Annotated in this window: 24 protein-coding genes; 8 read left to right on the top strand and 16 right to left on the bottom strand. The window is 62.6% G+C overall.

Going from position 1 to position 24,994, the window contains the following annotated elements:
* Nucleotides 1-56 precede the first annotated feature (56 nt).
* On the top strand, nt 57-1,406 hold the full coding sequence (locus AERO9A_RS19495; RefSeq protein ID WP_159973561.1) for a DEAD/DEAH box helicase: 1,350 nt from the start codon (nt 57-59) through the stop codon (nt 1,404-1,406).
* A gap of 25 nt (nt 1,407-1,431) precedes the next feature.
* Here AERO9A_RS19495 and AERO9A_RS19490 read toward each other — a convergent pair whose 3' ends face one another.
* From AERO9A_RS19490 to AERO9A_RS19480, 3 genes are all read right to left on the bottom strand, one after another.
* On the bottom strand, nt 1,432-1,863 hold the full coding sequence (locus AERO9A_RS19490; RefSeq protein ID WP_159973560.1) for a PAS domain-containing protein: 432 nt from the start codon (nt 1,861-1,863) through the stop codon (nt 1,432-1,434).
* Between the two features lie 7 nt (nt 1,864-1,870).
* Nucleotides 1,871-2,872 carry a response regulator gene (locus AERO9A_RS19485; RefSeq protein WP_159973559.1) on the bottom strand — a complete coding sequence of 334 codons (1,002 nt, stop codon included), beginning with the start codon at nt 2,870-2,872 and terminating at the stop codon, nt 1,871-1,873.
* A gap of 176 nt (nt 2,873-3,048) precedes the next feature.
* A complete protein-coding gene (locus AERO9A_RS19480; protein ID WP_159973558.1) occupies nt 3,049-4,284 on the bottom strand; it encodes a TIGR03862 family flavoprotein in 1,236 nt (411 codons plus the stop codon).
* Nucleotides 4,285-4,398: 114 nt separating this feature from the next.
* Between AERO9A_RS19480 and AERO9A_RS19475 the strand changes: the two genes are divergently transcribed.
* Nucleotides 4,399-5,532, top strand: coding sequence for an aminotransferase class V-fold PLP-dependent enzyme (locus tag AERO9A_RS19475; protein ID WP_159973557.1), 1,134 nt, complete (start codon nt 4,399-4,401; stop codon nt 5,530-5,532).
* Between the two features lie 119 nt (nt 5,533-5,651).
* On the opposite strand, the gene AERO9A_RS19470 is transcribed toward AERO9A_RS19475, so the two are convergent.
* Complete coding sequence (locus AERO9A_RS19470) at nt 5,652-6,572, bottom strand: histone deacetylase (protein ID WP_159973556.1); 921 nt, start codon at nt 6,570-6,572, stop codon at nt 5,652-5,654.
* A 57-nt stretch (nt 6,573-6,629) separates the two neighbouring features.
* Between AERO9A_RS19470 and AERO9A_RS19465 the strand changes: the two genes are divergently transcribed.
* The 4 genes from AERO9A_RS19465 (at nt 6,630) to AERO9A_RS19450 (ending at nt 10,633) form a co-directional block, all read left to right on the top strand.
* Nucleotides 6,630-7,190, top strand: coding sequence for a GNAT family N-acetyltransferase (locus AERO9A_RS19465; protein WP_159973555.1), 561 nt, complete (start codon nt 6,630-6,632; stop codon nt 7,188-7,190).
* Nucleotides 7,191-7,296: 106 nt separating this feature from the next.
* A complete protein-coding gene (tesB, locus tag AERO9A_RS19460) occupies nt 7,297-8,166 on the top strand; it encodes an acyl-CoA thioesterase II (RefSeq protein WP_159973554.1) in 870 nt (289 codons plus the stop codon).
* The gene (locus AERO9A_RS19455; protein WP_159973553.1) at nt 8,163-8,753 is read left to right on the top strand and encodes an HAD family hydrolase; all 591 of its coding nucleotides are present in this window, start codon (nt 8,163-8,165) and stop codon (nt 8,751-8,753) included. The genes tesB and AERO9A_RS19455 overlap by 4 nt, the downstream gene beginning before the upstream one ends.
* Nucleotides 8,754-9,304: 551 nt before the next feature.
* Complete coding sequence (locus AERO9A_RS19450; RefSeq protein WP_159973552.1) at nt 9,305-10,633, top strand: MFS transporter; 1,329 nt, start codon at nt 9,305-9,307, stop codon at nt 10,631-10,633.
* A gap of 27 nt (nt 10,634-10,660) precedes the next feature.
* Here AERO9A_RS19450 and AERO9A_RS19445 read toward each other — a convergent pair whose 3' ends face one another.
* Entirely contained in the window at nt 10,661-11,095 is a 435-nt protein-coding gene (locus AERO9A_RS19445; RefSeq protein ID WP_159973551.1) for a DUF411 domain-containing protein, read from the bottom strand.
* A gap of 127 nt (nt 11,096-11,222) precedes the next feature.
* Between AERO9A_RS19445 and AERO9A_RS19440 the strand changes: the two genes are divergently transcribed.
* The gene (locus AERO9A_RS19440) at nt 11,223-11,612 is read left to right on the top strand and encodes a DUF4345 domain-containing protein (RefSeq protein ID WP_159973550.1); all 390 of its coding nucleotides are present in this window, start codon (nt 11,223-11,225) and stop codon (nt 11,610-11,612) included.
* Nucleotides 11,613-11,688: 76 nt separating this feature from the next.
* Here the strand turns inward: AERO9A_RS19440 and trmA are convergent, their stop codons facing one another.
* From trmA to AERO9A_RS19385, 11 genes are all read right to left on the bottom strand, one after another.
* The gene (gene trmA / locus AERO9A_RS19435; RefSeq protein WP_159973549.1) at nt 11,689-12,777 is read right to left on the bottom strand and encodes a tRNA (uridine(54)-C5)-methyltransferase TrmA; all 1,089 of its coding nucleotides are present in this window, start codon (nt 12,775-12,777) and stop codon (nt 11,689-11,691) included.
* A 331-nt stretch (nt 12,778-13,108) separates the two neighbouring features.
* Complete coding sequence (locus AERO9A_RS19430; RefSeq protein WP_159973548.1) at nt 13,109-14,020, bottom strand: hypothetical protein; 912 nt, start codon at nt 14,018-14,020, stop codon at nt 13,109-13,111.
* A 403-nt stretch (nt 14,021-14,423) separates the two neighbouring features.
* Nucleotides 14,424-16,214 (bottom strand): ABC transporter ATP-binding protein/permease, encoded by a 1,791-nt coding sequence (locus AERO9A_RS19425; protein ID WP_159973547.1) that lies wholly within the window; start codon nt 16,212-16,214, stop codon nt 14,424-14,426.
* Between the two features lie 173 nt (nt 16,215-16,387).
* Nucleotides 16,388-16,591 (bottom strand): hypothetical protein, encoded by a 204-nt coding sequence (locus tag AERO9A_RS19420; protein WP_159973546.1) that lies wholly within the window; start codon nt 16,589-16,591, stop codon nt 16,388-16,390.
* 86 nt (nt 16,592-16,677) lie between these two features.
* Complete coding sequence (locus tag AERO9A_RS19415) at nt 16,678-18,189, bottom strand: SulP family inorganic anion transporter (RefSeq protein WP_159973545.1); 1,512 nt, start codon at nt 18,187-18,189, stop codon at nt 16,678-16,680.
* A gap of 86 nt (nt 18,190-18,275) precedes the next feature.
* Nucleotides 18,276-19,007, bottom strand: coding sequence for a carbonic anhydrase (locus AERO9A_RS19410; protein ID WP_256666009.1), 732 nt, complete (start codon nt 19,005-19,007; stop codon nt 18,276-18,278).
* Between the two features lie 793 nt (nt 19,008-19,800).
* Entirely contained in the window at nt 19,801-20,490 is a 690-nt protein-coding gene (locus tag AERO9A_RS19405) for a lipopolysaccharide kinase InaA family protein (RefSeq protein WP_159973544.1), read from the bottom strand.
* Between the two features lie 140 nt (nt 20,491-20,630).
* Nucleotides 20,631-22,277, bottom strand: a complete 1,647-nt coding sequence (groL, locus tag AERO9A_RS19400; RefSeq protein WP_159973543.1) for a chaperonin GroEL — start codon at nt 22,275-22,277, stop codon at nt 20,631-20,633.
* 47 nt (nt 22,278-22,324) lie between these two features.
* The gene (locus AERO9A_RS19395) at nt 22,325-22,618 is read right to left on the bottom strand and encodes a co-chaperone GroES (RefSeq protein WP_021700385.1); all 294 of its coding nucleotides are present in this window, start codon (nt 22,616-22,618) and stop codon (nt 22,325-22,327) included.
* Nucleotides 22,619-22,853: 235 nt separating this feature from the next.
* Nucleotides 22,854-23,303 (bottom strand): FxsA family protein, encoded by a 450-nt coding sequence (locus AERO9A_RS19390; protein ID WP_159973542.1) that lies wholly within the window; start codon nt 23,301-23,303, stop codon nt 22,854-22,856.
* Nucleotides 23,304-23,374: 71 nt separating this feature from the next.
* Nucleotides 23,375-24,103: a HugZ family protein gene (locus AERO9A_RS19385; protein WP_159973541.1), complete on the bottom strand. Its 729-nt coding sequence runs from the start codon at nt 24,101-24,103 to the stop codon at nt 23,375-23,377.
* A 107-nt stretch (nt 24,104-24,210) separates the two neighbouring features.
* On the opposite strand from AERO9A_RS19385, the gene AERO9A_RS19380 reads away from it, so the two are divergent.
* Nucleotides 24,211-24,969, top strand: a complete 759-nt coding sequence (locus AERO9A_RS19380) for an SDR family oxidoreductase (RefSeq protein WP_159973540.1) — start codon at nt 24,211-24,213, stop codon at nt 24,967-24,969.
* Nucleotides 24,970-24,994 lie beyond the last annotated feature (25 nt).

The following is a 24,994-nucleotide window of genomic DNA, read 5'->3' as shown; positions in this document are numbered from 1 at the left end:
GAATGGTGAGAACGGGTAAACTGCGCGACTGTTTCCATTGCCTCTCTGGTTGCCCCATGACCTTCGCCTCCCTCGGTTTGATCGAGCCGCTGCTGCGCACCCTCGCCGATCTCGACTACCAAACCCCGACCCCGGTGCAGAGCCAGGCCATCCCCGCCGTGCTCAAGGGCCGCGACCTGATGGCCGCGGCGCAGACCGGCACTGGTAAGACCGCCGGTTTTGCCCTGCCGCTGCTGCAGCGTCTGACCCTGGAAGGCCCCCAGGTCGCCAGCAACAGCGTGCGTGCGCTGGTGCTGACGCCGACCCGTGAACTGGCCGAGCAGGTGTTGCAGAGCTTCCTCAGTTACGGTCAGCACCTGCCGCTGAGTAGCTACGCGGTGTACGGCGGGGTTAGCATCAACCCGCAGATGATGAGGCTGCGCAAGGGCGTCGATGTGCTGGTGGCCACACCGGGTCGGCTGCTCGACCTGTACCGGCAGAACGCGGTGAAGTTTTCCCAGTTGCAGACGCTGATCCTCGATGAGGCCGACCGCATGCTCGATCTGGGCTTCGCCCGCGAGCTGGACGAGCTGTTCAGCGCGCTGCCGAAAAAGCGCCAGACCCTGCTGTTCTCCGCCACCTTCTCCGATGCCATCCGGCAGATGGCGGGCGAGCTGCTGCGCGACCCGCTGTCGGTGGAAGTCAGCCCGCGCAACGCAGCGGCCAAGACCGTCAAGCAGTGGCTGATCCCGGTGGATAAGAAGCGCAAATCCGAGCTGTTCCTGCACCTGTTGCAGGTCAAGCGCTGGGGCCAGGTGCTGGTGTTCGCCAAGACGCGCAAGGGCGTCGATCAGCTCGAACAGGAACTGCTGGCCATGGGCGTGGCTGCCGACTCGATCCACGGCGACAAGCCGCAGCCCAGCCGCCTGCGCGCGCTGGAGCGCTTCAAGGCCGGTGAGGTGCAGGTTCTGGTGGCCACCGACGTGGCCGCGCGCGGCTTGGACATCGACGATCTGCCGCTGGTGGTCAACCTCGACCTGCCGATCAACGCCGAAGACTACGTGCACCGCATTGGCCGCACCGGCCGCGCCGGCAGCACGGGCGAGGCGATCTCCCTGGTCTGCGCCGACGAGGTGGATCAACTGGCAGCGATCGAGAATCTGACCCAGCAACTGATCAAGCGCGTCGATGAACCAGACTTCATTCCAGACCACCGTGTGCCGCTAACGGCAGTCGGTGGCCAGGTGCTGAAGAAACCGAAAAAGCCCAAGCAGAAGCTGATCCCCGGTGCGGGCGCTGCGAAGAGCGGCGGCAAGGGCAATATCCACCTGGGGCGCTGGTTCGAGGAAGACGACAGCAAGCCCAAGGCCAAGGCGGTGCGCAAGGTGCCGAGCTTTGGCAGCAAGCCCAAGGGCGGCAAGAAGTAGCAGGGCGGGGGAACCCCGCCAGCGATCAGCCGTGCGCCTGCGCTGCCACGGCAGCGTCGGTCATGTCGTAAATCACCAGGCACACGTGTTCCACCGGCTGGCCGGCCAGCGGCAGCAGGGTGACGTTCTGGTACATGAAATCGGCCTGGCCGGTGATTGGCTGGTAACTCTTGAAACGCATCAGATACGGGCGCTGCTGCCACAGGCTGAAGGCGCGGGTGCCCAGTTGCACCACGCTTTCCACCTTGCGCTCCAGCCAAGGGCGATCCAATTCGGGGAACAGCTCGAACAGCGAACGCCCCTGTACCTGATCCGGGCCCAGGCCCGAGTGGTTTTCCATGAAGGCGTTCCACACTTCGACGTGGTACTGGCGGTCGAGCACCACCACGCCGACGTCGATGCATTGCACGATGTCGAGTAGCCAGTGAACTTCCTTAATATCGATCTGCGCGGGCATCGCCTTATTACTCCATCAGGTAGCCGATCTTGCCGGTCAGGCGTTTGATCGAGTCTTCGGTGAACAACAGCAGCAGGTCGAAATGGATGGCGTGGCCCTCCAGGCTGTAGCTGATTTCCACGGCCAGGGTCTTGCGCCAGCGCTGGGCGTTGATCTGGATAAGCTGGTCGAGGCTGGCATGCTGGCCGAGCAGTTGCGGATGGCCCTGAGAGAAGCGCAGATCGAGCTGTTCGGCGATACCGGCCAGGCAGGCGCCGGTCAGGATGCTGGCCAGATCCAGCAGCATTTCCGAGGTTTCGGCCTCGTTCTTCGGCTGCCAGCCGAGCAGCCGGGCCATGTCCGAGACCTCCGAATCATGGAACAGCAGCAATGCCTCACCGGCGATGGCCTCGCCGATAAAGCCCTGGCAAATCGCACTGAAGCGCTCGCCGCGCTGAGCATCTACCAGGGTCATGTGCAGTTCGCTGACCTCGAAGATGTTCACCTGCGGTACGGGGAGCTGTACGAATACGCCGAGCACCTTGGCCAGCAGCGCGGCGGCGCGGCCCATGGCGACGTTGGTGACCTCGCGCAGGGCGTCGCGGAAGCTCACTTTCAGCTCCGACAGCGCCGCCGCCTGAGCTTGCGCTACCGGGCTGCCCTGCGGGTTGAACAGCCCCAGCTCGATCAGGGCCTGGCGCAGGATCTCGGGGTCGGCCGGTTTCTTGATGAAGGCCAGGGCGCCCAGCTCGCGCACGCGGCGCACGGCTTCGTCCTGCACGTCACCGGAAACCACGATGACCTGCGTGCTGAGCCCTTCGGCCTTGAGTGCAGCCAGGGTCTGGTAGCCATCGAGCACCGGCATGGTCAGGTCGAGCAGCATAACCTGGCCTTGGCCCTGGCGAATCAGCGCCAAGGCTTCTTCGCCATTGCTCGCCTGGCTAAGGGTCACCGGCCATTCGGCAGGCAGCGCGCGAATCAGTTGCTTGCGCGCCATGTTGGAGTCGTCGCAGACCAGCAGAGGGATCACGGCGTGCTATCACCTGTGTGGAAAAACACTAAAATTGAGCATAGCTGCATGCTGTAAGGCATCACAGCGCTTTCAGTGCTTTTTCAAGCGTAGCCCGGCCAGTCCGTAGGGTGGGCTTCAGCCCACCAACAGCGGTCAGCCCTGGTGGGCTGAAGCGGAGCGCCGCCCGACTCACCCTACGGCTTTAGCCAGTGCAGCACGCCTTGCGCCGCTACCCGCCCGCTGGCGAAGCAGGCGGTGAGCAGGTAGCCGCCGGTCGGTGCTTCCCAGTCGAGCATTTCACCTGCGCAGAACACGCCGGGCAGAGCCTTGAGCATCAGGTCGGCATCCAGCGCAGTGAAGGGTACGCCCCCAGCGCTGCTGATGGCTTCGTCCAGTGGTCGGGTACGCAGCAGGGTAATCGGCAGCGCCTTGATCCAGAGTGCCAGCGCCGCCGGCTCAGTGAAGGCGTCGGCGGGCGCCAGTTCGCGCAGCAGGGCGGCCTTCACCCCGTCTAGACCGGCCTGGCGATGCAGGTGCTTGGCCATCGAGTGCTTGCCGCGCGGCTTATTCAGCGCTTGCTGCAGTTTGGCCAGCGGCATCTGTGGTAGCAGATCCAGATGAATCACGGCGTGGCCGTCGATCTCGATGGCGCGGCGGATATCGGCGGAAAAGGCGTACACCAGGCTGCCTTCGATACCGCTTGCAGTCAGCACGAACTCACCGACGCGCGCGGCCTGGCCGGGCAGGCTGAGGGCGACGTTCTTCAGCGGCGCCCCAGCGAATTTTTCGCGCAGGTACTCGCTCCAGCCAGCCACCTCGAAACCGCAGTTGCTCGGCTTTAATGCCTCCACTTCGATGCCGCGTGCCTGCAACAGCGGCACCCAGGCGCCGTCGGAGCCCAGCCGCGCCCAACTGCCGCCGCCTAGCGCTAGCAGGCAGGCATCGGCGGCTACGGCACGCTCGCCGTCCGCGCTGGCGATACGCAGGCTGCCATCGACATTCCAGCCCAGCCAGCGGCTACGGGTATGGATCGTCACCCCCAGCTCGCGCAGGCGCCGCAGCCAGGCGCGCAGCAATGGCGCGGCCTTCATGTCGGTGGGGAATACGCGGCCAGAGGTGCCGACGAAGGTGTCGATGCCCAGGCCGTGAATCCAGGCGCGCAGGGCGTCGGCGTCGAACTCGCGCAGCAGCGCCGCGACCTCGGCCTGGCGTTCACCGTAGCGGCTTATGAATGCGTCCTTGGGTTCTGAATGGGTGATGTTCATACCGCCGACACCGGCCAGCAGGAACTTGCGCCCCACCGAGGGCATAGCGTCGAACAACTCCACGCGCACGCCGTCTTGCGCCAGCACTTCGGCGGCCATCAGCCCGGCAGGGCCGCCGCCGATGATGGCGACGTGATGAGCGTTGGGTGACGTGCGTGTGGTCATGGCGGCAGGACGGTAGAGGAACGGCTGCGCATTCTACCCGAGTGCCTCGCGGCCTTGTTATTTGCCGAGGGTTGGGGCAGGTTCTGTGCGAACCTTTTTCGGCTGGAGCCTGCCATGTCCCAGATCTGCCCCGACATCGATCCCGATGGCCTGATCGAATATTCGGTGGTCTACACCGACCGCTCGCTGAACCATATGTCGCAGTCCTTCCAAGGTGTGATGCGCGATATCTCCGCCACCCTGAAACAGGTCTACAACGCCCATGCCGTGGCGGTGGTGCCGGGTAGCGGCACCTATGGCATGGAAGCGGTGGCACGGCAGTTGGCGACCGAGCAGAAGTGCCTGGTGATCCGCAACGGCTGGTTCAGCTACCGCTGGACGCAGATCTTCGACATGGGGCGCATTCCAGCCGAAGCGCGGGTGCTCAAGGCGCACCCGATCGCCGAAGGCCCGCAAGCGGCCTTCGCCCCGGCGCCGCTGGACGAGGTGCTAGCGACCATTGCCGCCGAGAAACCGCAGGTGGTGTTCGCCCCGCATGTGGAAACTTCGTCGGGCATGATCCTGCCGGACGACTACCTGCGCGCGGTGAGCGACGCGGTGCACGCCGTCGGCGGCCTGTTCGTGCTCGATTGCATCGCCTCCGGCACCCTCTGGGTGGACATGCAGGCCTGTGGCATCGATGTGCTGATCAGCGCCCCACAGAAGGGCTGGAGCGCTTCGCCCTGCTGCGCGCTGGTGATGCTGAGCGCGGCGGCCCAGGCGCGCGTCGAGACCACTCAGAGCACCAGCTTCGCCTGCGACCTGAAGAAGTGGCTGCAGATCATGCAGGCCTACGAGCAGGGCGGCCACGCCTATCACGCCACCATGCCCAGCGATGCCCTGGCGCGTTTCCGCGACGCCATGCTGGAGGCCAAGGCCCTCGGTTTTGCCAAAGTGCGTGAGCAACAGCAGGAACTGGGTGACCGGGTGCGTGCCCTGCTGGCCGCGCGCGGCTTCAAGAGTGTGGCGGCCAAGGGCTTCGAGGCACCGGGGGTGGTGGTTTGCTACACCGACGACGCGCAGATCAAGACCGGCGCCAAGTTCGCCGCCATCGGCCTGCAGATCGCCGCCGGCGTGCCGCTGCAATGTGACGAGCCAGCGGACTTCCAGACCTTCCGCTTAGGCCTGTTCGGGTTGGACAAGCTGGGGAATATCGAACGCACCGTGGCCACCCTGGAGCAGGCGTTGGACAAGGTGCAAGCAGGCTGATCAACGCTCTGTCGTAGGGCGGGTGCAACCCGCCTCCGGTGAATTGGCGGGTTGCACCCGCCCTACGTCTTGAGCAAGCCCGTAGGGCGGGTGTAAGTAACCCGCCATCGGCAGCGCGCTTAGCCCAAGCCCCGCGCCGCCCACACCTTCGCCGCGCTGTGATGCAGGATGCCGTGGCGGCGGGCGAGGGCGGTGTGGTCTTTGGCGTAGCCGCCGCCAATCACGCCCAGCACCGGAATGTCGCGGCCCAGGCAGTGCTGCAAGACGGCTTCGTCGCGGGCAGCCAGGCCGGTGTCGGTGAGTTGCAGGTAACCCAGGGCGTCGTCCTGGTGCACGTCGACGCCGGCGTCGTAGAGCACCAGATCCGGCTGGTAGATCGGCAGCAGGTAGTTCAGCGTGTCGTCCACCACCTTCAGATAATCGGCGTCGCCCATGCCGCGTGGCAGGGGAATGTCCCAGTCGCTTTGCGCCTTGCGTGCGGGGAAGTTCTGTTCGCAGTGCAGCGATACGGTGATGGCGTCCGGTTCGTCTTCCAGTAGCCGCGCAGTGCCGTCGCCCTGGTGTACGTCGCAGTCGAAGATCAGCACGCGATGCACGCGGCCTGCTTCGAGCAGGTAACGGGCGATCACCGCCAGGTCGTTGAAGATGCAGAAGCCGGAGGGAAAGTCGTAGTGCGCGTGGTGGGTGCCACCGGCCAGGTGGCAGGCCAGGCCATGACGCAGCGCCAGTTCGGCGGTCAGCAGCGAACCGCCCACGGCACGTACGGTACGCCGGGCCAGGGCTTCGCTCCAGGGCAGGCCGAGGCGGCGTTGATCTTCATGGGACAGTTCGCCCGCCATGTAGCGGGCGATGTAGTCCGGGCAATGCACCAGAGCCAGCACCTGCGCCGGGCATAGCTCTGGGCGTTGCAGCTCGGCATCCGTGGTCAGGCCGCTATCGATCAGGTGATCGCGCAGCAGACGGAACTTCTCCATGGGGAAGCGATGCCCAGCCGGGAAGGGCGGGCTGTAATCCTCGTGGTAGACCAGCGGTAAGCGCATACACTTTAACTCTGTTGAAGCGGCGGCCTATGGTCGCAATCTGATGAGTCAATCGCCATGCCTTTGATCGAAACCTGCAGTGAGCGCCTGTTGTTACGCGCCTGGCGTGACAGCGACCTGCCCGCGCTGAGCGCGCTTAATGCCGATGCTGAGGTGATGCGCCATTTTCCGGCACCGCTGGACGACGAGCAGAGTGCGCAGATGCTGGTGCGTCTGCGTGAGCATTTTACCGAGCACGGCTTTGGCTTCTGGGCACTGGAGCGGCGCGACACGGGTGAGCTGATCGGTGTTGCCGGGTTGGCGCAGGTCGGCTTCGAGGCGCCCTTCGTGCCCGCCGTGGAAATCGGCTGGCGCCTGGCTCGCGGGCATTGGCGTCAGGGCTTTGCCAGCGAAGCAGCACGCGCGGCACTGGCCGTGGCCTTCGAGCTTCTCGGGCTGGATGAGGTGGTGAGTTTTACCGTCGCGGCCAATTTGCCGTCGCAGGCGGTGATGCGCCGCATCGGCATGCGGCGTGATGAGGGGGGCGATTTCCTGCATCCGAAACTGCCGAGCGGCCATCCGCTGCAACCGCACCTGCTCTATCGCATTGCTCGTGAGCAATGGCGGGCGCGACGATGATCGCCGCATGTCGGCCGCTTATTACCTGCGCCTGCCGACAGACGACCGCAAATTCTTTACCATTTGCCCCTTTGCCAACACCACATCCCGTACGAGGAGAGACGCCATGACCCAGGTACTCGACGATCTGGTCGCGCTGCTTAGCCTGGAGCAGATCGAGGAAAATCTGTTCCGTGGTCGCAGCCAGGAATTGGGCTTTCGCCAACTGTTCGGCGGCCAGGTGCTGGGCCAATGCATTTCTGCTGCGAGTCAGACGGTCGAGGAAGCGCGCCATGTGCATTCCATGCACGGCTATTTTCTGCGCCCCGGTGATGCCAGCCTGCCGGTGGTCTATCAGGTCGACCGCACCCGTGACGGTGGCAGCTTCAGTACGCGCCGTGTCACGGCGGTGCAGAAGGGCCATCCGATTTTCTTCTGCAGCGCATCGTTCCAGTACGACGAAGAGGGCTTCCATCACCAGTGCGCCATGCCCGAGGTGATCGGCCCTGAGAACCTCAAGTCGGAAACCGAACTGGCGCACCTGGTGGCGCCGATGATCCCGGAGCGCTTGCGTGATCGAGCGATCAGCGACAAGCCCATCGAGATTCGCCCGGTCACTTCGGTCAATCCGTTCGACCCCAAGCCGGCCGAGCCGGTGAAGTATGTGTGGTTCCGCGCCGCGGGCGAGCTGCCTGACGATCCGCAACTACACAAGTACCTGCTGGCCTACGCCAGTGACTTCAACCTGCTCACCACCTCGATGCTGCCGCATGGCGTGTCGGTGTTTCAGAAGTTCATGCAGGTGGCCAGCCTCGACCACTCGCTGTGGGTGCATCGCAACCTGCGTATGGATGACTGGCTGCTGTACGCCATGGACAGCCCCTGGGCCGGCAATGCCCGTGGCTTCTCGCGCGCCAGTATCTTCAACCGCCAGGGCGAACTGGTGGCCTCGGTGGCGCAGGAAGGGCTGACCCGCGTGCGTGAGGACTGGAAATGAGCCTCGGCGATGTTCGCCACTGGGTGTTCGACATGGACGGCACCCTGACCCTGGCCGTGCATGATTTTCCGGCGATCAAGCGGGAGCTGGGCATCCCGCAGGAAGATGACATCCTCCACCACCTCGCCGCGCTGCCGGCCGAGGTGGCAGCCGCCAAACACGCCTGGCTGCTGGAGCACGAACGTGAGCTGGCCGTGGCCTCGCAGCCGGCGCCGGGCGCCATCGAGCTGGTGCGCAGCCTGCGTGAGCGCGGCTGCCGCCTCGGCATCCTGACTCGCAACGCTCATGAGCTGGCGCTGCTGACCCTGCAGGCCATCGGCCTGGATGACTGCTTTGTCGTGGACGACATTCTTGGCCGCGACGAGGCCCCGCCCAAACCCCATCCGGGTGGTTTGCTGCACCTGGCCGAGCGCTGGCAGGTGGCGCCGAGCGAGTTGCTGATGGTCGGTGACTACCGCTTCGATCTGGAGTGCGCCCAGGCTGCCGGGGCGCGCAGCGTACTGGTCAATCTGCCGGACAACCCCTGGTCGGAGCTGACCGACCTGCATGCCGTGGATTGCGCGCAGTTGTTGAAGCGTCTGGGCTGACGCGATCTTCGGGCTACGAGGCTTTGCCTGGCGTAGGGCGGGTGTAACCCGCCAACAGGGGCTGGCGGGTTGCACCCGCCCTACGGGGTTAGCCTGTTCAGCACGGCAGAACATAGCGGTCGGCGCCTTGAGCATCAGGCCAACGGTACGCCGCCAGCGCTGCTGATCGCTTCGAATCGGTAGCGCCTTTTCAAGCGTAGGGCGGGTGCACCCGCCAACAGGGGCGAGCGGGTTTAGCTCGTGCCCTGCCAGCGCTGGCGGCGTTCGATCAGCGCACACAATCTTGATGCCCTGAAAAAGCGCTGGAGGCCAGATTCTCCGCACCTTTCGTGGATGCACAGGTGAGTCGACATAGCGCCGCTGGCGTAGCGACGAATTGTGCTTTGCACTCCGCTCTGCGAGCGTGCCCCTTGGTTGTCCCCCGACAATAACAATTAAGGGTTTGCTGCGATGAATCATCTTTGCTACCGGTTGGCGGCCGTCTGTCGTCGCTCTTCTTCCATCTTCGTTCAGAGGTTGTCGCAGCCGGTTGTCGGCAAGGAGGGTGGGCAATGAGCGATCTGCGCCAGATAGTCGATCAGGAACCGATGCGCGGCTTCCAGTGGGTGGCCATCGCCGTGTGCGTGGTGCTCAACATGATTGATGGCTTCGATGTGCTGGTGATGGCCTTTACCGCGTCGTCCGTGACGTCTGAATGGTCGCTGAGCGGTGCCGAACTGGGCATGTTGCTCAGCGCTGGCTTGCTCGGCATGGCGCTGGGTTCTCTGCTGCTGGCGCCCTGGGCCGACCGCATTGGCCGCCGCCCGCTGATCCTGTTGTGCCTGGTGCTGTCCGGTACGGGGATGGTGTTGTCGTCGCTGAGTCAGTCGCCTATGCAATTGGCGCTGCTGCGCGGCCTGACCGGCCTGGGCATCGGTGGCATCCTCGCCAGCAGCAACGTGATTGCCAGTGAATATGCCAACGCGCGCTGGCGCGGCCTGGCCGTCAGCCTGCAGTCCACCGGCTATGCGCTGGGGGCGACGCTGGGGGGGCTGCTGGCGGTCTGGCTGCTATCGCACTGGGGCTGGCGCTCGGTGTTCCTCACCGGTGGGCTGATCACCTTCGCCGCCATCGGCCTGGTGCTGCTGTGGCTGCCGGAATCGCTGGATTTTCTGCTCAGCAAGCAGCCGCGCAATGCCTTGCAGCGGGTCAATGATCTGGCGGTGCGCCTGCAGCAGCCGAGGCTGAGCGCCTTGCCTGTGCGTCCCGTGCAGGTTGCGGGTAGCAGCAATCCCGTACTGCGGCTGTTCGAGCCGACTTTGCTGCGCAGCACGCTGCTGATCTGGCTGCTGTTCTTCCTGGTGATGTTCGGCTTCTACTTCATCATGAGCTGGACGCCCAAGTTGCTGACCTCGTCCGGGCTTTCGGTGCAGCAGGGCGTTACCGGCGGGGTGCTGCTGAGTGTCGGCGGCATCTTCGGCGCCACGCTGCTGGGGCTGCTCTCGGCACGTTTCGCCCTGCCACGGGTGCTGGCCGCTTTCATGCTGATCACGGCGGTGATGCTGCTGGTGTTCACCACTATCGGCTCGTCCTACCTGGCGGCGCTGGGCATGGGGCTGCTGATCGGGCTGTTTTCCAACGGCTGCGTGGCCGGGCTGTATGCGTTGTCGCCGCTGCTTTATGGCGCGTCGATTCGGGCCACTGGCGTGGGTTGGGCCATCGGTATCGGCCGTGGCGGGGCGATTCTGTCGCCGACCGTGGCTGGGCTGATGCTCGACGGTGGCTGGCAGCCGTTGGAACTGTACGGCTGGTTCGCCCTAGTGTTCGTCGCGGCGGCGTTGCTCTTGCTGGTGCTGTTGCCGGTGCGTCGGATCACCAACCTGACGCCTGCACAGGCCTGAGCCTGCCGCGCAGGCTCAGGCGCGTGCTCAGTTGGCCGGATAGTCGCTGAGCACGACGTCCTGGCGCTCGCTATCAAGGCCGATGACCTGATAGGCGTCTACGCGGTCGCCGTATTCCATGCCGGGCGAGCCCATGGGCATGCCGGGCACGGCGGCGCCGAGCAGATCCGGGCGTTGGCGCAGCTTGAGGATATCGGCGGCAGGTACATGGCCTTCGACGAACTTGCCGTCGATCACGCCGGTGTGACACGAGGCGAGACGCGGCGGCACGCCGAGGCGCTGCTTGACCGCGCTCATGTCGTTTTCCACATGGTCGTTGACCACGAAACCATTGGCTTGTAGGTGCTCGATCCAGGCGGTGCAGCAGCCGCAGTTGGCGTCACGGTGTACGTCGATGGTCAATGGCTCGGCGGCCTGAGCCAGACCGGTGAACAGGCATAAGGCAAGAAGCGTACGGCGCATGAGGAGGCTCCTGAAGGTGAGGGCCAAGAATAGCCCGCCATTGCCGACCACCCAAGCCATTGCGACTAGGCGTCGCGACGGGTGGCGCCTATGCTGCTGGCTGCCTTCAACGATCAGGAGTCTGCCGATGTTGTTCGCCCGAATCGTACTGATCATCCAGCTCGTCGCGCTCACCGGCTTGGGGCTGGCGTATTTCATTCGCCCCGAGGAAATGGCCAGCTTCAGCGGTGCGTTGCTGATGGGCAATGCCGCAGTGACAGAAGTGCGTGCCTATTACGGCGGCCTGCAACTGGGCCTGGCCGCCTACCTGACGATGGCGCTGACACGCCTGGATCTGCTGCGCCCGGCCTTGATGCTGCTGGTTGTGCTCTACGCCGCGCTGGCCCTGGCGCGTATCGCCGGGCTGTGCCTCGATGGCGGCGCGCAGCAGACCTTCAACCTGGGTGCCCTGTTATTCGAGGGCGTGTCGGCGGTGGTGGCCTGGTGGGCCTTGCGGGGGATTCAGCGCGAGCGCTGATTGGCGCCTGGGCCTGCACGCAGGTGGACAAACAAGCGTTGTCCACCCTACTGCCGGGGCTCGGTTGCACTCAGGCTTAGCGCCTTTCCAGCAGCACACCCGCTTCCATGTGGTGGGTGTAGGGGAATTGGTCGAACAGCGCGCAGCGCGTCACCTTGTGGGTGTCATTGAGCTGGGCGATGTTGGCGGCCAGGGTCTGCGGGTTGCAGGAAATGTACAGGATGCGTTCGAAGCGCCGGGTCAGCTCGCAGGTGTCTGGATCCATGCCGGCGCGCGGCGGGTCGACGAAGACGCTGCCGAAGTCGTAGCTCTTCAGGTCGACGCCTGCCAGGCGGCGGAAAGGGCGCACCTCGTTGAGCGCCTGAGTCAGCTCTTCGGCGGACAGGCGCACCAGTTCGACGTTATCCACCGCATTGTCAGCCAGGTTGGCCAGGGCGGCGTTTACCGAGGTCTTGCTGATCTCGGTGGCCAGCGCCTTACGAACGCGGGTGGCCAGCGGCAGGGTGAAGTTGCCGTTGCCGCAGTATAGCTCCAGCAGGTCGTCGCTGCGCTGGCCGAGCACGTCATAGGCCCAGCCGAGCATCTTCTCGCAGACCTTGCCGTTGGGTTGGGTGAAGGCGCCTTCGGGCTGCTGGTAGCGGAAGCTGCGCCCGGCCACGGTCAGTTCTTCTTCCACATAGTCGCGGCCGATCACCAGGCGCTGGCCACGGGAGCGGCCGACCAGGCTGACGTTAAGCGTGGCCGCCAGTTTTTCTGCCTCGGCCTGCCAGGCTGCGTCCAGCGGGCGATGGTAGGCCAGGGTGATCAGCGCATCGCCAGCCAGGGTGGTGAGGAACTCGACCTGGAACAGCTTGAACGACAGCGCCTCGCTGGCCTGCCAGGCGGCGCGCAGGCGCGGCATCAGGTCGTTGATGCGCAGGCTGGCAATGGGGAAGTCGTCGAGCAGGATGGGCGTGTGTTTGTCGCCAGGGGCGAACATCGCGTAGTGACGCTGACCGTCTTCACGCCACAGGCGGAACTCGGCGCGCATGCGGTAGTGCTCGCGCGGCGAGTCGAACACCTCGGGCTCTGGCGCGGCGAAGGGCGCCAGCAGTTCGACCAGGCGGGCCTTCTTCTCGGCGAGTTGGGCGTCGTAGGTGGCGGGGTCGAATGCGGGGCGGCTCATCGGTCACTCATGCGGGTTGGAAAACGGGGCGCCATTGTAGCGACTCCGTTGCCGACGTGCCGGGGTCGTCGATTATTGGTGTTGCGGGTCTGCTTGCGCTTACCTGCGTACTCGGCGTCGGCGAAGGTCATCTGCTTCATGGAAAAACTCGGCTGGCGGGATCAGCGTATTTCAACAGATTCGGGAAGTCTTTTTCAGACCATCCCTACGCAACGATTCCGTTCGGCCTTCTGAACGGGGCAATTGGTGTAGGACTGAAAGGTCAGCGCGACGAGGAGGTGGTGGACAAGCTTCGCGTTGTCCACCCTACTTGCTAAGTAAAGTGCCATGATCAACGATATGGCATTGAGCTAACGAAAACTCGGATATCAAGGTTGAGATTTGCAGCAAGCCCCATAACCTCGATAGCATACTTGTGGTCAGCTTTGGGGCCGAAATACAAGATGGAGTTGTTTGAAATAAGTCCTTGTTCGCCATCTATGTATGCTCGTTGTGGTGTTCTTTCGTCAAAGTTGACTCCCGAACTCTTGGCGTAGCTATCCTTATGTACTATTGATCTTACCTCCTTTTCTGCTGCGTACTCTGAGGACTTGAATAGGAAGAGTAGTGGGTGTGTTGCTTGTATTACTTCCTCAAGGTCTTGCATGGCGTTGGAGCGAGTTCTTCGTAGCGCATTCAGTCGACTGGTGAGATTTGTTTTTACTTGCTGGATAGGACGTTCAGCAGCGTTAGCTCCACCGCCTCTTGCTTCAGTGCCATAAACTACTTTAAATAGCTGGTTTGGAAATGTATTAATTAAGCTGGTCAGCGGAACCATAAGGCATGAACCTTGGCCATCATGACCATAAAAACGCCAGTGATTGAGTGAATCGCTTGAGTCCTCTGATCCTGCTTTGATCTCTTTGATTGTCCAACAGGACAGAAATGTCGCCTTACGATAGGCTGAATACAATAATCTTGACTCACGAAGTTTTGTCAGACGCTCTACAAAGTCCCCCTTGAATTGATGGTCACATGCTTGTGCAGCTGCAATCATCACATCTACTAGGTATCGTCCCTCCTCTGGGTCGTTCATATAGTCGCCGTCAAACTGCCGCATCTTGTTATCTTCGTGCTTGGCCAGTAAGAGTTTTGGTGTTAATGCTCCAGTGTAGTGAGCTGCATATTGAATTGGTGTTGCTTCGGAGACTTTCAATTTCTCAAGAATGCTATTTATATGGTTCTTGTATTGTTCTGCGTCCATTGATTTGCTCTGGTTGCGGTTGGTCTTTGATTTTTACATGTTGCACTGCTTTGACAGTGTCTTGCTGTTGTGAATTATTAAAACTTTCCTCTTGGCGCAGTAGTGCCAAGTTCTTGCAAATCGAACTGACTGTTGCGCGCCATTACTAGCTACAGCAAGTAGTCTGCGTATGCGTAGGGTGGACAACGCGAAGCTTGTCCACCGTTTTATCGGATTAAATAAAGTTTTCAGCAATAACGACCAACGCACTATCCGCATCGATCAAAACAGCAAGATGTTTGTGCTGGCGGGAGGGGGAGGGCTTGTTGGCCATGGTGCATCCTTGCGAAGGCGATGCACCGACCTTACTGCGAAATGATGGCTCTGCGCCATAGCCCGAAAGGCTATGGCGCTTTGCGTTGAATCAGCCGTTGCGGCTGCTCAGTTGCCAGGCGCCTTTGCCGTCCAGGTCGAGCTGGTGGCTATGGAAGGCGGCTAGGGTGTGGCGGTGGCCGACGCTGATCAGCAGGGTGTCGGGCAGTTCGCGGCGTAGCAGGGTGTAGAGCGACTGTTCCAAGCCTTCGTCCATCGCCGAGCTGGATTCGTCGAGGAAGGCCACCGCCGGGCGGTTGTAGAGCAGGCGGGCGAAGGCCAGGCGTTGTTGTTCACCCAGGGACAATACGCGGCTCCAGTCGCCGGGTTCATCCAGGCGATTAGCCAGGTGCGGTAGGCACACTTGCTCCAGCACCTGTTGCATACGTGCGCTGTCGTCGTCTGGTTCAGCGGGGTAGGCGAGGGCGCTGCGCAGGTCGCCCAGCGGCAGGTACGGGCGTTGCGCGAGGAACAGCGCCTGGTGCCCGGTGGGTCGCGCTACCTGGCCGGCGGCGTAGGGCCAGAGGCCGGCGAGGGCGCGCAGTAGGGTGGTCTTGCCGCAGCCGGAGGGGCCGCGTACCAGCAGGGCCTGTCCCGCGTGCAGGTCGAGGTTGAGGCCGTCGACCAGCCGTTGGCCATCGGGGCGTTGCAGGTGCAGGTTTTCGACGTGCAGGCCGCTAGTCTTGGCGCTGGTGGTGACGTGCGGCAGATCGCGGGCCTGCTGGTTGGCGTCGAGTAGGCCGCTCAGGCGGTCGAGGGTGGCGCGGTATTGGGCGAAGGTGTCGTAGCTGCTGCGGAAGAACGACAGGGCGTCCTGCACCTGGCCGAAGGCCTGCGCGGTTTGCATCACGTCGCCGAGCTTGATGGCGCCGCTGAAGAAGCGCGGCGCCTGGAGGATGAAGGGGAAGACCACGGCTACCTGGCTGACGCCGAGGTTGAAGCCGTCGAACTTCAGGCTTCGATAGACCAGCGCCCAGAGGTTTTCCACCAGTGCGCTGAAGCGGCCAAGCAATGTGCGCCGCTCGACGTCGCGGCCCTGGTAGAAGGCGACGTTCTCGGCGTATTCACGCAGGCGCACCAGGGCGTAACGGAAGTTGGCCGAGCGCTGTTCGTTGAGGAAGTTCAGGCGGATCAGCGGGCGGCCGAGGCGGAAGGCGATCAACGTGGCGATGATCACGTAGATGTACACGGCGAACACCATGGCCCGTGGGATTTCCACGCCCGCGACCGTCAGCGGCGCGGACAGCCCCCAGAGAATGGCGCTGAAGGCTACCAGCGAAACCAGCGAGCTGACGGCGCCGAGCGAGAGCTTGAGCGAGCCACTGACGAAGGCGGCGACGTCCAGTTCGATACGCTGATCGGGGTTGTCGATGGGCTGGTCGAGGAACTGGCCTCGGTAGTAGGCATCGCCCTTGAGCCAGTCATCGGTCAGGCGCTGGTTGAGCCAGGTACGCCAGTGGATGCTCAGCGCCTGGTTGACGTAGAAGTCGAACAGCGCCCGCGCCACGTGGATGCTGGCGAGGATGGCGAAGATGCCAAGCATGAACCAGAACGCTTGCTGATCCAGCTCCTGCAGGGCGCTGTAGAAGCCGTTGTACCAGAAGGAAAACAGCACGTTCATGCGTACCGCAAATAGCGACAGCAGCAGGAGCAAGGTGAAGGTCAGCAGCGGGCGCCAACTGTTGCGCGGGCTCAGGTAGGGCCCAGCGATTTGCCAGAATTGCCGACCCCAGCGGGTGAACCGCACCAGGGCGAAGGCGGTGAGGGTAAAACCGATGAGTGTGCAAAGTGAGGCGATGGCCAGCCAGATCAGGCTGTCGCTAAGGGCTTGGTGCCAATCCATAAAGTGTGGGTTCCGCGATGTTTTGACAGAGGGAACTCCGGGGTGTCTGCCACCTAGAGTGCTGGCGTGAGTTATACGCCTGTGTTGCAGACTTTTCGCTGTTTCGTTGGTTCCAGGCTTTGCGGCCTTTATGGCCTACGGACGGCTGCCGTTCAGGTTGCTAACAGCCGCTGCTATTGAGTCTGCTTCAGCGCCTCTTGCAGGCGCTGATTGTTGGTCGCGTTGGCCTGGTCGATTTGCTGTTTGAGCTGCTGCATCTGCTGCTGGGCCTTTTGGGCCTGCTGCGCTTGCAGGCTGGCGGTGGCGGCGGTTTCACCCGCGCCACAGGCGCCAAGGTTGAGTAGCAGGGCGAGAGTAAACAGGTGGGTGAGGCGCATGGTGGGCTCCAGATCAGGGATCGCTACTCAATAGAGTGGCTGATTTCGCCTGATCTGTATGTGCCACCATGCGCAATGTGCAGCGGTCAGGCTAGTGCCGTTCGTTGCCGACCTTCCACGCGCCGTTTCAGCGCAGCGCCTTCGACAATCTCCAGCCCGCCGCCCTGGGCGCGGGCCGAGCGCCCCCAGTCTTCCAGCAGTTCCATGCAGGCGTGGTCGATGTAGCTGACCCGTGCCAGGCTCAGGTGCACGCGGGTGCCAGGTTCAACGCTGGCCAGCAGCTTGGCCAGTTGCGGCACGCGCAGGAAGGTGGCGGCGCCGCTCATGCGCAGCTCGGCGCTGTCGGGGCCGGTGGGCACCAACTTCACGCGCAGGCGCGAGGCGTTCCACACCAGTTTCAGCAGTGTCAGGCCGAAGCCCACCAGCACGCCTGTCAGCAGGTCGGTGAAGACGATGCACAGCGCCGTGGCGATATAGATGAACACCGGTGCGCGCCCATACTGGCCGAGGTTGCGCATGGCCTTGGGGTCGACCAGCTTGCAGCCGGTGTAGACCAGTACCGCGCCGAGGCTGGCCACCGGGATGCTTTGCAGCACGCCAGGCAGCAGGGCAACCAGGGCCAGCAGCCAGGCACCATGGAGGATGGTCGAGGTACGGCTGCGTGCGCCGGCCTGCACATTGGCCGAGCTGCGCACAATCACGCCGGTCATTGGCAGTGCACCCACTGCGCCGCAGAGTATGTTACCGATGCCCTGAGCCGACAGTTCGCGATTGAAGCGGGCACGCTCGCCGTCGTGCATGCGGTCGACGGCCGCGGCGGACAGCAGCGTCTCGGCGCTGGCGATAAAGGCCAGGGCCAGGGCGGCGATAAGCAGTTGCGGGTCGGCCAGGCTGGCCAGCCCTTGCGGGGTGATCCAGTCGATGGCATCGCCGAGGTTGGCTGGCAGTTCCACACGTTTTACCGGTAGCGTCATCCACAGGCTGATCAGTGTGGCGAGGGTCACGCCGACCAGGGCGCCGGGCAGAAAGCGCAAGGGCGCCGGGCGAAAACGCTCCCACAACCAGATGCTGGCGATGGTGCCGAGACCAACCACGCCGGCAATCATCGCGTTGCCCCCGGACAGGCTGAAGGCATCGAGCACCGCACCGGGGAAGGCCAGCAGGTTATCCAGACCGGAGGCCTGCGGCGCGGCATCGATCATCACATGCACTTGCGATAGCACGATGAGGATACCGATACCGGCGAGCATGCCGTAAACCACCGCCGGCGCCGTGACGCGGAACCAGCCGCCCAGACGTAGGCTGCCTGCGACGAGCTGAATCAAACCGGCCAGCAGCAGCACCGGGCCGAGCGCAGCCATGCCGTGGGTGCGAACCAGCTCGAATACCAGCACCGCCAGACCGGCTGCCGGGCCGCTGACCTGCAGTGGTGCGCCTGCAATGAAACCGACCACCAGGCCGCCGATGATGCCGGTGATCAGGCCCTTGGCCGGTGGCATGCCGGAGGCGATGGCGATGCCCATGCACAGCGGCAGGGCGACGAGAAAGACCACCACGGACGCCAGCGCGTCCCGTGGCAGTGTGCGAAATACATTCATGATGTCATCTTCTCCTTGCCCATTTCGCGGGCAAAAACAGCCCATGCCCGCGCTGTCACCGACGCAGGCATGGGGAAATGGGTGGGTCAGGCGCTGGCGTAGCGAGGTTGCGGGGTGGCGCAGGGCTGCTCGTCGCCATCGAGCGCCAGGAAGCTGCCCGACGCGGCGTCGTAGGCACGAATACCACCGCTGTCGATGTCGTAGACCCAGCCGTGAATGTGCAACTGGCCGCTGGCCAGGCGTGCGGCGACCGAGGGGTGGGTGCGCAGGTGATCGAGCTGGGCGACCACGTTTTCTTCGGTCAGCACACCAAGGGTTTCATGGGCGCTGCCGCAACTGCAGTTGTCCGCCACGACGCTGCGCGCCACTTCGGCATGGCGCAGCCAGGCGCGCACCGTGGGCATGCCGTCGAGGCTGGCCGGGTTGAGCACGGCTTTCATCGCGCCGCAGTCGGAGTGGCCGCAGACGATAATGTGCTGCACGCCGAGCGCCAGTACCGCGTACTCGATTGCGGTGGAAACGCCGCCGTTCATCTGCCCATAGGGCGGCACCACATTGCCCACGTTACGGGTGACGAACAGGGTGCCGGGGTCGCTCTGGGTGATCAGCTCGGGGACGATGCGCGAGTCGGCGCAGGTGATGAACATGGCGCTGGGCGATTGCGCCGAGGCCAGGCGCTTGAACAACGCCTGCTGCTGCGGGTAGACCTCCTGGCGGAAACGCCGAAAGCCTTGCACGAGTTGGTGCAGAGCGGCCTGGGCCTGATCCTTGGGTACGGGGCGCAGGGTGCTACCGGTTTGGGAAGCGGTTGAGCTCATCGTTGAATCTCCTGTCCTATTCATGAGTGACGTTCTCGACTGCGGACCAAACGCCAGTGACTTGTTGGTCACTTACAGGGCAACGATAAGGATTCTTACTTAACCAAAACTGAATGGAGCGCTCTAAAACGCCACTATGCAGTCGTTCGGGGGGAGGGCCCTCTAAAAATGATCTGCGTTGCCATCACTGCTTTAAAAACAGGCTCACGCGAGTCCGAGCTAGGCGCCCCATCAAAATGCTCATGTGCAACTCGTGAGGTCGAGCACGACTTCGACCGTTTCTCGCCTGTATTTGCAAGGCCGCTGTCAGTGTTGGGCTGGCTGCCTCGCCAGCTCTTATAGATGCGCCCTTTATACGAGCGTTCAGAAGCACAGCAACCTGTGCGGGGAGGGGCATTGCGGTGGGCTGTGCGGGCGCTGCTCAGCCCATCTTGGTGCGCTACTGTTCGCCTTTCATGGCCGTTTGCAGGCCGAACATGACTAGAAGCAGGTTGGCATCTGGTTGGATATCCGTTTGCACCTGCTTGCGTACGAGAGGGATGGAGCACGGTGTTGTACTGCAGTCTCGGCCTTCCAGTACGCGTGGACCGGGCTGCTGCCAGGCCGCGGCTGCAGCGGCCGTGATGCCAAGGGCAACAACGAGAAATAGACCTCTAGCGATTTCTAGCTTCATTTTGCTAACCCTTTGATGGCGCTGCCGAACGCTCTTTGGTAACCCTAGTCGATCATTGATCGACTCAAAAGTTTCCCGACGTAAGGTTACCGCCTGATGACAAGTTTGCCAGGTGGCGTATCAGAGGCCTTTCAAGCCGCCTGGATAGACCCGAGCGTAGCCCATCAGAAGCTGTTGCCAGTCTTCATCGCTCCAGGGGCTATGCCTACGCAACTGCCGCAGATCGTGGCGTGCAGCGCGCGATCGGCTAAGGCGCTGGCGGCTCTTTTCGAGGTCAAGCAGGGCAACCTGGGGGTGCTCGCCGCCCATACGCACGAACACGTGCTTGGCGTAGAGGCAGCCATGTTGCCAGCGGCCAAGGTTCATTCGTGCCAGGGTTGCACCGATTTGTTGCATCAGCAGGGCATGCTTGGCTTCGCCACAGGCCTCGCGCCCGCCTTTGGCATACCATTGCTCGACATGCTCGAAGCCTTCCAGCGCTTCGGTGACCAGAACGCCACGCCAGCCTTGCTCTGGATGATTGTCGATACCGCAATAGACCAGGCGCGGTACGGGAACACCCAGTTTGTCCAGCGCGAGCAGAGCGGCGCGTTCTCGAAGTATGGTCAGGCGCCCGAAGGGGTGCAGCAGGCTGCGGTAGACATGGCCAATCTGGCGTTTGGCATAGAGCACGCTGCCGCGCTCTAGCAGGCGTTGTACGCCGCTCTCACCACCACGACGGACATTGGGCTCTTCGACCCACTCGCCTTGGCGTTGCCACCACTCTTGGAAGGTATCTTCGGGGATGTCGTGTGAAATGCTGATGGGCATGTTGTTCTTCTTCTTTTGCTTGATCGTCCATGGTGCGCAGGGGCGAACCGGTCGAAAAATACAAGCAAAGCTCATTCCAGAACCTATAAAAAACCCCGCGACAAGCGCGGGGTTCTTTTATAGCGAGGGAGCCGGTCGGCTTACATCATGCCGCCCATGCCACCCATACCGCCCATGCCGCCCATATCAGGCATGGCCGGAGCCTTGTCGTCAGCCGCGTCGGCAACCATGGCCTCGGTGGTGATCATCAGGCCGCCGATGGAGGCAGCCGCTTGCAGGGCCGAACGGGTAACCTTAGCCGGGTCGAGAATACCCATCTCGATCATGTCGCCGTAGGTATCGGTAGCAGCGTTGAAACCGAAGTTGCCCGAACCTTGCTTGACCTTGTCGACCACTACGCTCGGCTCGCCGCCGGCGTTGGAAACGATCTGACGCAGCGGCGCTTCGACAGCGCGACGCAGCAGAGCGATACCGACGTTCTGGTCTTCGTTGTCGCCTTTCAGGCCGTCGATGGCCTGCAGAGCGCGCACCAGGGCTACGCCACCGCCAGGCACCACGCCTTCTTCGACGGCTGCGCGGGTAGCGTGCAGGGCGTCTTCAACGCGAGCTTTCTTCTCTTTCATCTCGACTTCGGTGGCAGCGCCAACCTTGATCACGGCAACACCGCCAGCCAGTTTGGCCAGACGCTCTTGCAGTTTCTCTTTGTCGTAGTCGGAAGAGGTTTCTTCGACCTGCTTGCGGATCTGCGCAACGCGGGCTTCGATGTCGACCTGGGCACCAGCGCCATCGATGATGGTGGTGTTGTCCTTGTTCAGCACGACGCGCTTGGCGTTACCCAGGTGCTCCAGGGTGGCGCCTTCCAGGGACAGGCCAACTTCTTCGGAGATGACGGTACCGCCGGTCAGAATGGCGATGTCCTGCAGCATGGCCTTGCGGCGGTCGCCGAAGCCCGGAGCCTTGACGGCTGCGACTTTGACGATACCACGCATGTTGTTGACGACCAGGGTAGCCAGGGCTTCGCCTTCGACGTCTTCAGCCACGATCAGCAGCGGACGGCCAGCTTTGGCAACGGCTTCGAGAACCGGCAGCAGTTCGCGGATGTTGCTGATCTTCTTGTCGACCAGCAGCAGCAGCGGGCTGTCCAGCTCGGCGACCATGGTGTCCGGCTTGTTGATGAAGTAGGGGGACAGGTAGCCACGGTCGAACTGCATGCCTTCTACGACGGACAGTTCGTTTTCCAGGCCCGAGCCTTCTTCAACGGTGATGACGCCTTCTTTGCCGACCTTGTTCATCGCTTCGGCGATGATGTCACCGATGGAGTTGTCGGAGTTGGCGGAGATGGTGCCGACCTGGGCGATAGCCTTGGAGTCGGTGCACGGCTTGGCCAGCTCTTTCAGTTGGGCAACGATGGCGGTGGTGGCCTTGTCGATGCCGCGCTTGAGATCCATCGGGTTCATGCCGGCAGCGACGGACTTCAGGCCTTCGTTGACGATGGCTTGAGCCAGAACGGTAGCGGTGGTGGTGCCGTCACCGGCAGCGTCGTTAGCCTTGGAGGCAACGTCTTTCACCAGTTGCGCGCCCATGTTTTCGAAGGCGTCTTTCAGTTCGATTTCCTTGGCAACCGAAACACCGTCTTTGGTGATGGTCGGGGCGCCGAAGGATTTGGCCAGAACCACGTTACGGCCTTTCGGGCCGAGGGTGGCTTTGACGGCGTCGGCCAGTACGTTGACGCCAACGAGCATTTTCTTGCGGGCGGAATCGCCAAACTTGACTTCTTTAGCAGCCATGTTGATTGCTCCTCAATTCTTGAAGGTTAAACGGAGATTCGTCGGAATCAGGCTTCGATGACAGCGAGGATTTCGTGCTCGCCCATGACCAGCAGGTCTTCGCCGTCGACTTTGACGGTGTTGCTGCCGGAGTACGGGCCGAATACCACTTTGTCACCGACCTTGACGGCCAGCGGACGGACTTCGCCGTTGTCCAGAACCTTACCGGTACCGACGGCAACGACTTCACCCTGGTTCGGCTTCTCGGCGGCCGAGCCCGGCAGCACGATGCCACCAGCGGTTTTGGTCTCTTCTTCGCTGCGACGGATCACGACGCGGTCATGCAGAGGACGAAGCTTCATTGTCGATCTCTCCTAACAATTGAATGGCCAACTTGCCGACGCTATCGGGTCGGCGGGTTTGTAAAGTCCGGCTAGGCCGGGAGCGGCACGCTGGGCGTACCGCGAAAGTTGGACCGCCTTCGAGGGCGGGCACCTTGCGGTGACTGCTACATGTGGGCGGGCAAGGGCATTTCAAGGGGGCGGGATGAAAATTTTTTGCAACGCGGGCGCCGCGAATGAGCGCCCGTGAGAGGGATCAGTCGCGACGCTCGTACTCGCCTTCGAGCACGTTGGGATGGGTCTTACCGGTGCGCGCAGCGGCGTCGTCGAAGAAGGCTCGCTGGCGCTGTGCTTGCTCCTGGGCACGACGGCGGATCTTGCCGACCAGCAGGCGACGGGTGAAGGGGATCAGGCAGAGCACGCCGAAGATGTCGCTAATAAAGCCAGGTAGCAACAGCAAGCCACCGCCGACGGCGATCAGCAGGCCTTCGAGCATCTCTTGCTCGGGCATTTCGCCACGCGCCAGTTTTTCCCGAGCGCGCCAGGCCGTGGCGACCCCGGCTACGCGTAGCAGGACGCTGCCGAGGATGCCGGTACCGATCACCAGCAACACCGTGGGCAGCACGCCGATGGCGCTGCCGACCTTGATCAGTACGGCCAGTTCGATGATCGGGAACAGCAAAAAGAGAAACAGAAACGCACGCATGGTTTTGGGATCCTAGGCGGAAGCAAGCTTCCAGTAGGGAATAAATATGGGGTATTGGCCTGAATTCAAGCTTAAGCCTTGCCGGGCTCAGGCCATTTGTCGGCGCGGGCCAGCGCCACCAGGGCTTCACGCACCTGTCCAGGGTTATTGCAGGCTGTTGGAAAGGCCAGCCAATGCAGGCCCTGACCAATGCGCAGGTGGAAGCCTTCACTGTCGACACCGGCCATCTCGGCAGGTTCATGGTCGGGCAGCCCGGCCAGTTGCACGTAGTGGGCGATGGCGTTGGCATGATCGGCATTCATGTGTTCGACCATGCTGGCCTCGCTGCCGTCAGCGGCGAAGGGATTGGCCTGGGTGACCTCATCGAGCCAGTGAATGGCGCCAAAACCGCCGATCAATCGCCAGCGTACCGGCTCCAGGCGCCAGAAATCGAAATCATGCGCCCGATGGTAGTCGCGCGACTGGGGGAAAAAGCGGTAATAACGCTGTGCGGCCGCTTCGATTTGCTCTTCGTCATGTAACTGTCGTGCTTCGGCGAGCAGAGTGAGGCGACCTGCTGCCTGCACATCCTCTGCGCCGCGCTCGCCAATCAGTAACGAGCACTTGGTGTCCTGCTTGAGGTTGTGGGTGTGTTGGGCGATGCGACTGATAAGGATGAGTGGGTAGCCCTGAGTATCCAGGCAGTAGGGCACTATCGATCCGAACGGGAAGCCCGGCATTGCTTTGGAGTGGGTGCTGAGCACGCCTCGGTATTCCTTGAGTAGTAATTCTCGTGCATGCTTGCCAGCTTTAACGCTCACTTTATGACTCCCTGCAGAAGATCCGTCATAAACGGACAGATGCCCTAGCATAGCGGTTTGGGGCGCCGGCGGGGCTTACAGATGCTGCACTCTAGGGGATGTAAACGATGCAACTCAAAGACAAGGTCATCATCATCACCGGCGGTTGCCAGGGGCTGGGCCGTGCCATGGGCGAATACCTGGCGGCCAAGGGCGCCAAGCTGGCACTGGTCGATCTGAACCAGGAAAAACTTGACGAGGCCGTGGCGGCCTGCAAGGCGGCGGGGGGCGATGCTCGGGCCTACCTGTGCAACGTGGCCAATGAAGAGCAGGTCACGCACATGGTCGCTCAGGTGGCCGAGGACTTCGGCGCCATCAACGGCCTGGTCAACAACGCCGGTATCCTGCGCGATGGTCTGACCATTCGGGTGAAGGATGGCGAGATGACCAAGATGAGTCTGACGCAGTGGCAATCGGTGATCGATGTCAACCTGACCGGCGTGTTTCTCTGCACCCGTGAGGTGGCGGCGAAGATGATCGAGCTGAAGAACGAAGGCGCGATCGTCAATATCTCCTCCATTTCCCGCGCTGGAAATATCGGCCAGGCCAATTATTCGGCAGCCAAGGCTGGCGTCGCCGCCGATACCGTGGTTTGGGCCAAGGAGCTGGCGCGCTACGGAATTCGCGTTGCGGGTGTGGCGCCGGGGTTTATCGAGACCGAGATGACCGGCAGCATGAAACCGGAAGCGTTGGAGAAGATGACATCCGGTATTCCGCTCAAGCGCATGGGAAAACCGGCCGAGATCGCTCACTCGGTGGCCTATATCCTGGAGAACGACTACTACACCGGTCGCATCCTGGAGCTGGACGGCGGCCTGCGTCTGTAATCCACAGCGCCGAAATGAAAAACGC

Origin of the sequence: Pseudomonas sp. 8Z (genome assembly GCF_902506535.1) — a bacterium.
Classification (GTDB): domain Bacteria; phylum Pseudomonadota; class Gammaproteobacteria; order Pseudomonadales; family Pseudomonadaceae; genus Aquipseudomonas.
The sequence above is the reverse complement of the archived record's forward strand: the minus strand, read 5'-3'. Positions and strand labels throughout refer to the sequence as shown.

Bases quoted from the DNA above. Each gene is read 5' to 3' on its own strand.
- AERO9A_RS19380 (WP_159973540.1), top strand. From the start codon at position 24,211: ATGCAACTCAAAGACAAGGTCATCATCATCACCGGCGGTTGCCAGGGG.
- tesB (WP_159973554.1), top strand. From the start codon at position 7,297: ATGACCCAGGTACTCGACGATCTGGTCGCGCTGCTTAGCCTGGAGCAG.
- AERO9A_RS19445 (WP_159973551.1), bottom strand. From the start codon at position 11,095: ATGCGCCGTACGCTTCTTGCCTTATGCCTGTTCACCGGTCTGGCTCAG.
- AERO9A_RS19415 (WP_159973545.1), bottom strand. From the start codon at position 18,189: ATGAATGTATTTCGCACACTGCCACGGGACGCGCTGGCGTCCGTGGTG.
- AERO9A_RS19495 (WP_159973561.1), top strand. From the start codon at position 57: ATGACCTTCGCCTCCCTCGGTTTGATCGAGCCGCTGCTGCGCACCCTC.
- AERO9A_RS19430 (WP_159973548.1), bottom strand. From the start codon at position 14,020: ATGGACGCAGAACAATACAAGAACCATATAAATAGCATTCTTGAGAAA.
- AERO9A_RS19405 (WP_159973544.1), bottom strand. From the start codon at position 20,490: ATGCCCATCAGCATTTCACACGACATCCCCGAAGATACCTTCCAAGAG.
- trmA (WP_159973549.1), bottom strand. From the start codon at position 12,777: ATGAGCCGCCCCGCATTCGACCCCGCCACCTACGACGCCCAACTCGCC.
- AERO9A_RS19455 (WP_159973553.1), top strand. From the start codon at position 8,163: ATGAGCCTCGGCGATGTTCGCCACTGGGTGTTCGACATGGACGGCACC.
- AERO9A_RS19440 (WP_159973550.1), top strand. From the start codon at position 11,223: ATGTTGTTCGCCCGAATCGTACTGATCATCCAGCTCGTCGCGCTCACC.
- AERO9A_RS19420 (WP_159973546.1), bottom strand. From the start codon at position 16,591: ATGCGCCTCACCCACCTGTTTACTCTCGCCCTGCTACTCAACCTTGGC.
- AERO9A_RS19390 (WP_159973542.1), bottom strand. From the start codon at position 23,303: ATGCGTGCGTTTCTGTTTCTCTTTTTGCTGTTCCCGATCATCGAACTG.
- groL (WP_159973543.1), bottom strand. From the start codon at position 22,277: ATGGCTGCTAAAGAAGTCAAGTTTGGCGATTCCGCCCGCAAGAAAATG.
- AERO9A_RS19395 (WP_021700385.1), bottom strand. From the start codon at position 22,618: ATGAAGCTTCGTCCTCTGCATGACCGCGTCGTGATCCGTCGCAGCGAA.
- AERO9A_RS19465 (WP_159973555.1), top strand. From the start codon at position 6,630: ATGCCTTTGATCGAAACCTGCAGTGAGCGCCTGTTGTTACGCGCCTGG.
- AERO9A_RS19480 (WP_159973558.1), bottom strand. From the start codon at position 4,284: ATGACCACACGCACGTCACCCAACGCTCATCACGTCGCCATCATCGGC.
- AERO9A_RS19490 (WP_159973560.1), bottom strand. From the start codon at position 1,863: ATGCCCGCGCAGATCGATATTAAGGAAGTTCACTGGCTACTCGACATC.
- AERO9A_RS19450 (WP_159973552.1), top strand. From the start codon at position 9,305: ATGAGCGATCTGCGCCAGATAGTCGATCAGGAACCGATGCGCGGCTTC.
- AERO9A_RS19470 (WP_159973556.1), bottom strand. From the start codon at position 6,572: ATGCGCTTACCGCTGGTCTACCACGAGGATTACAGCCCGCCCTTCCCG.
- AERO9A_RS19425 (WP_159973547.1), bottom strand. From the start codon at position 16,214: ATGGATTGGCACCAAGCCCTTAGCGACAGCCTGATCTGGCTGGCCATC.
- AERO9A_RS19475 (WP_159973557.1), top strand. From the start codon at position 4,399: ATGTCCCAGATCTGCCCCGACATCGATCCCGATGGCCTGATCGAATAT.
- AERO9A_RS19410 (WP_256666009.1), bottom strand. From the start codon at position 19,007: ATGAGCTCAACCGCTTCCCAAACCGGTAGCACCCTGCGCCCCGTACCC.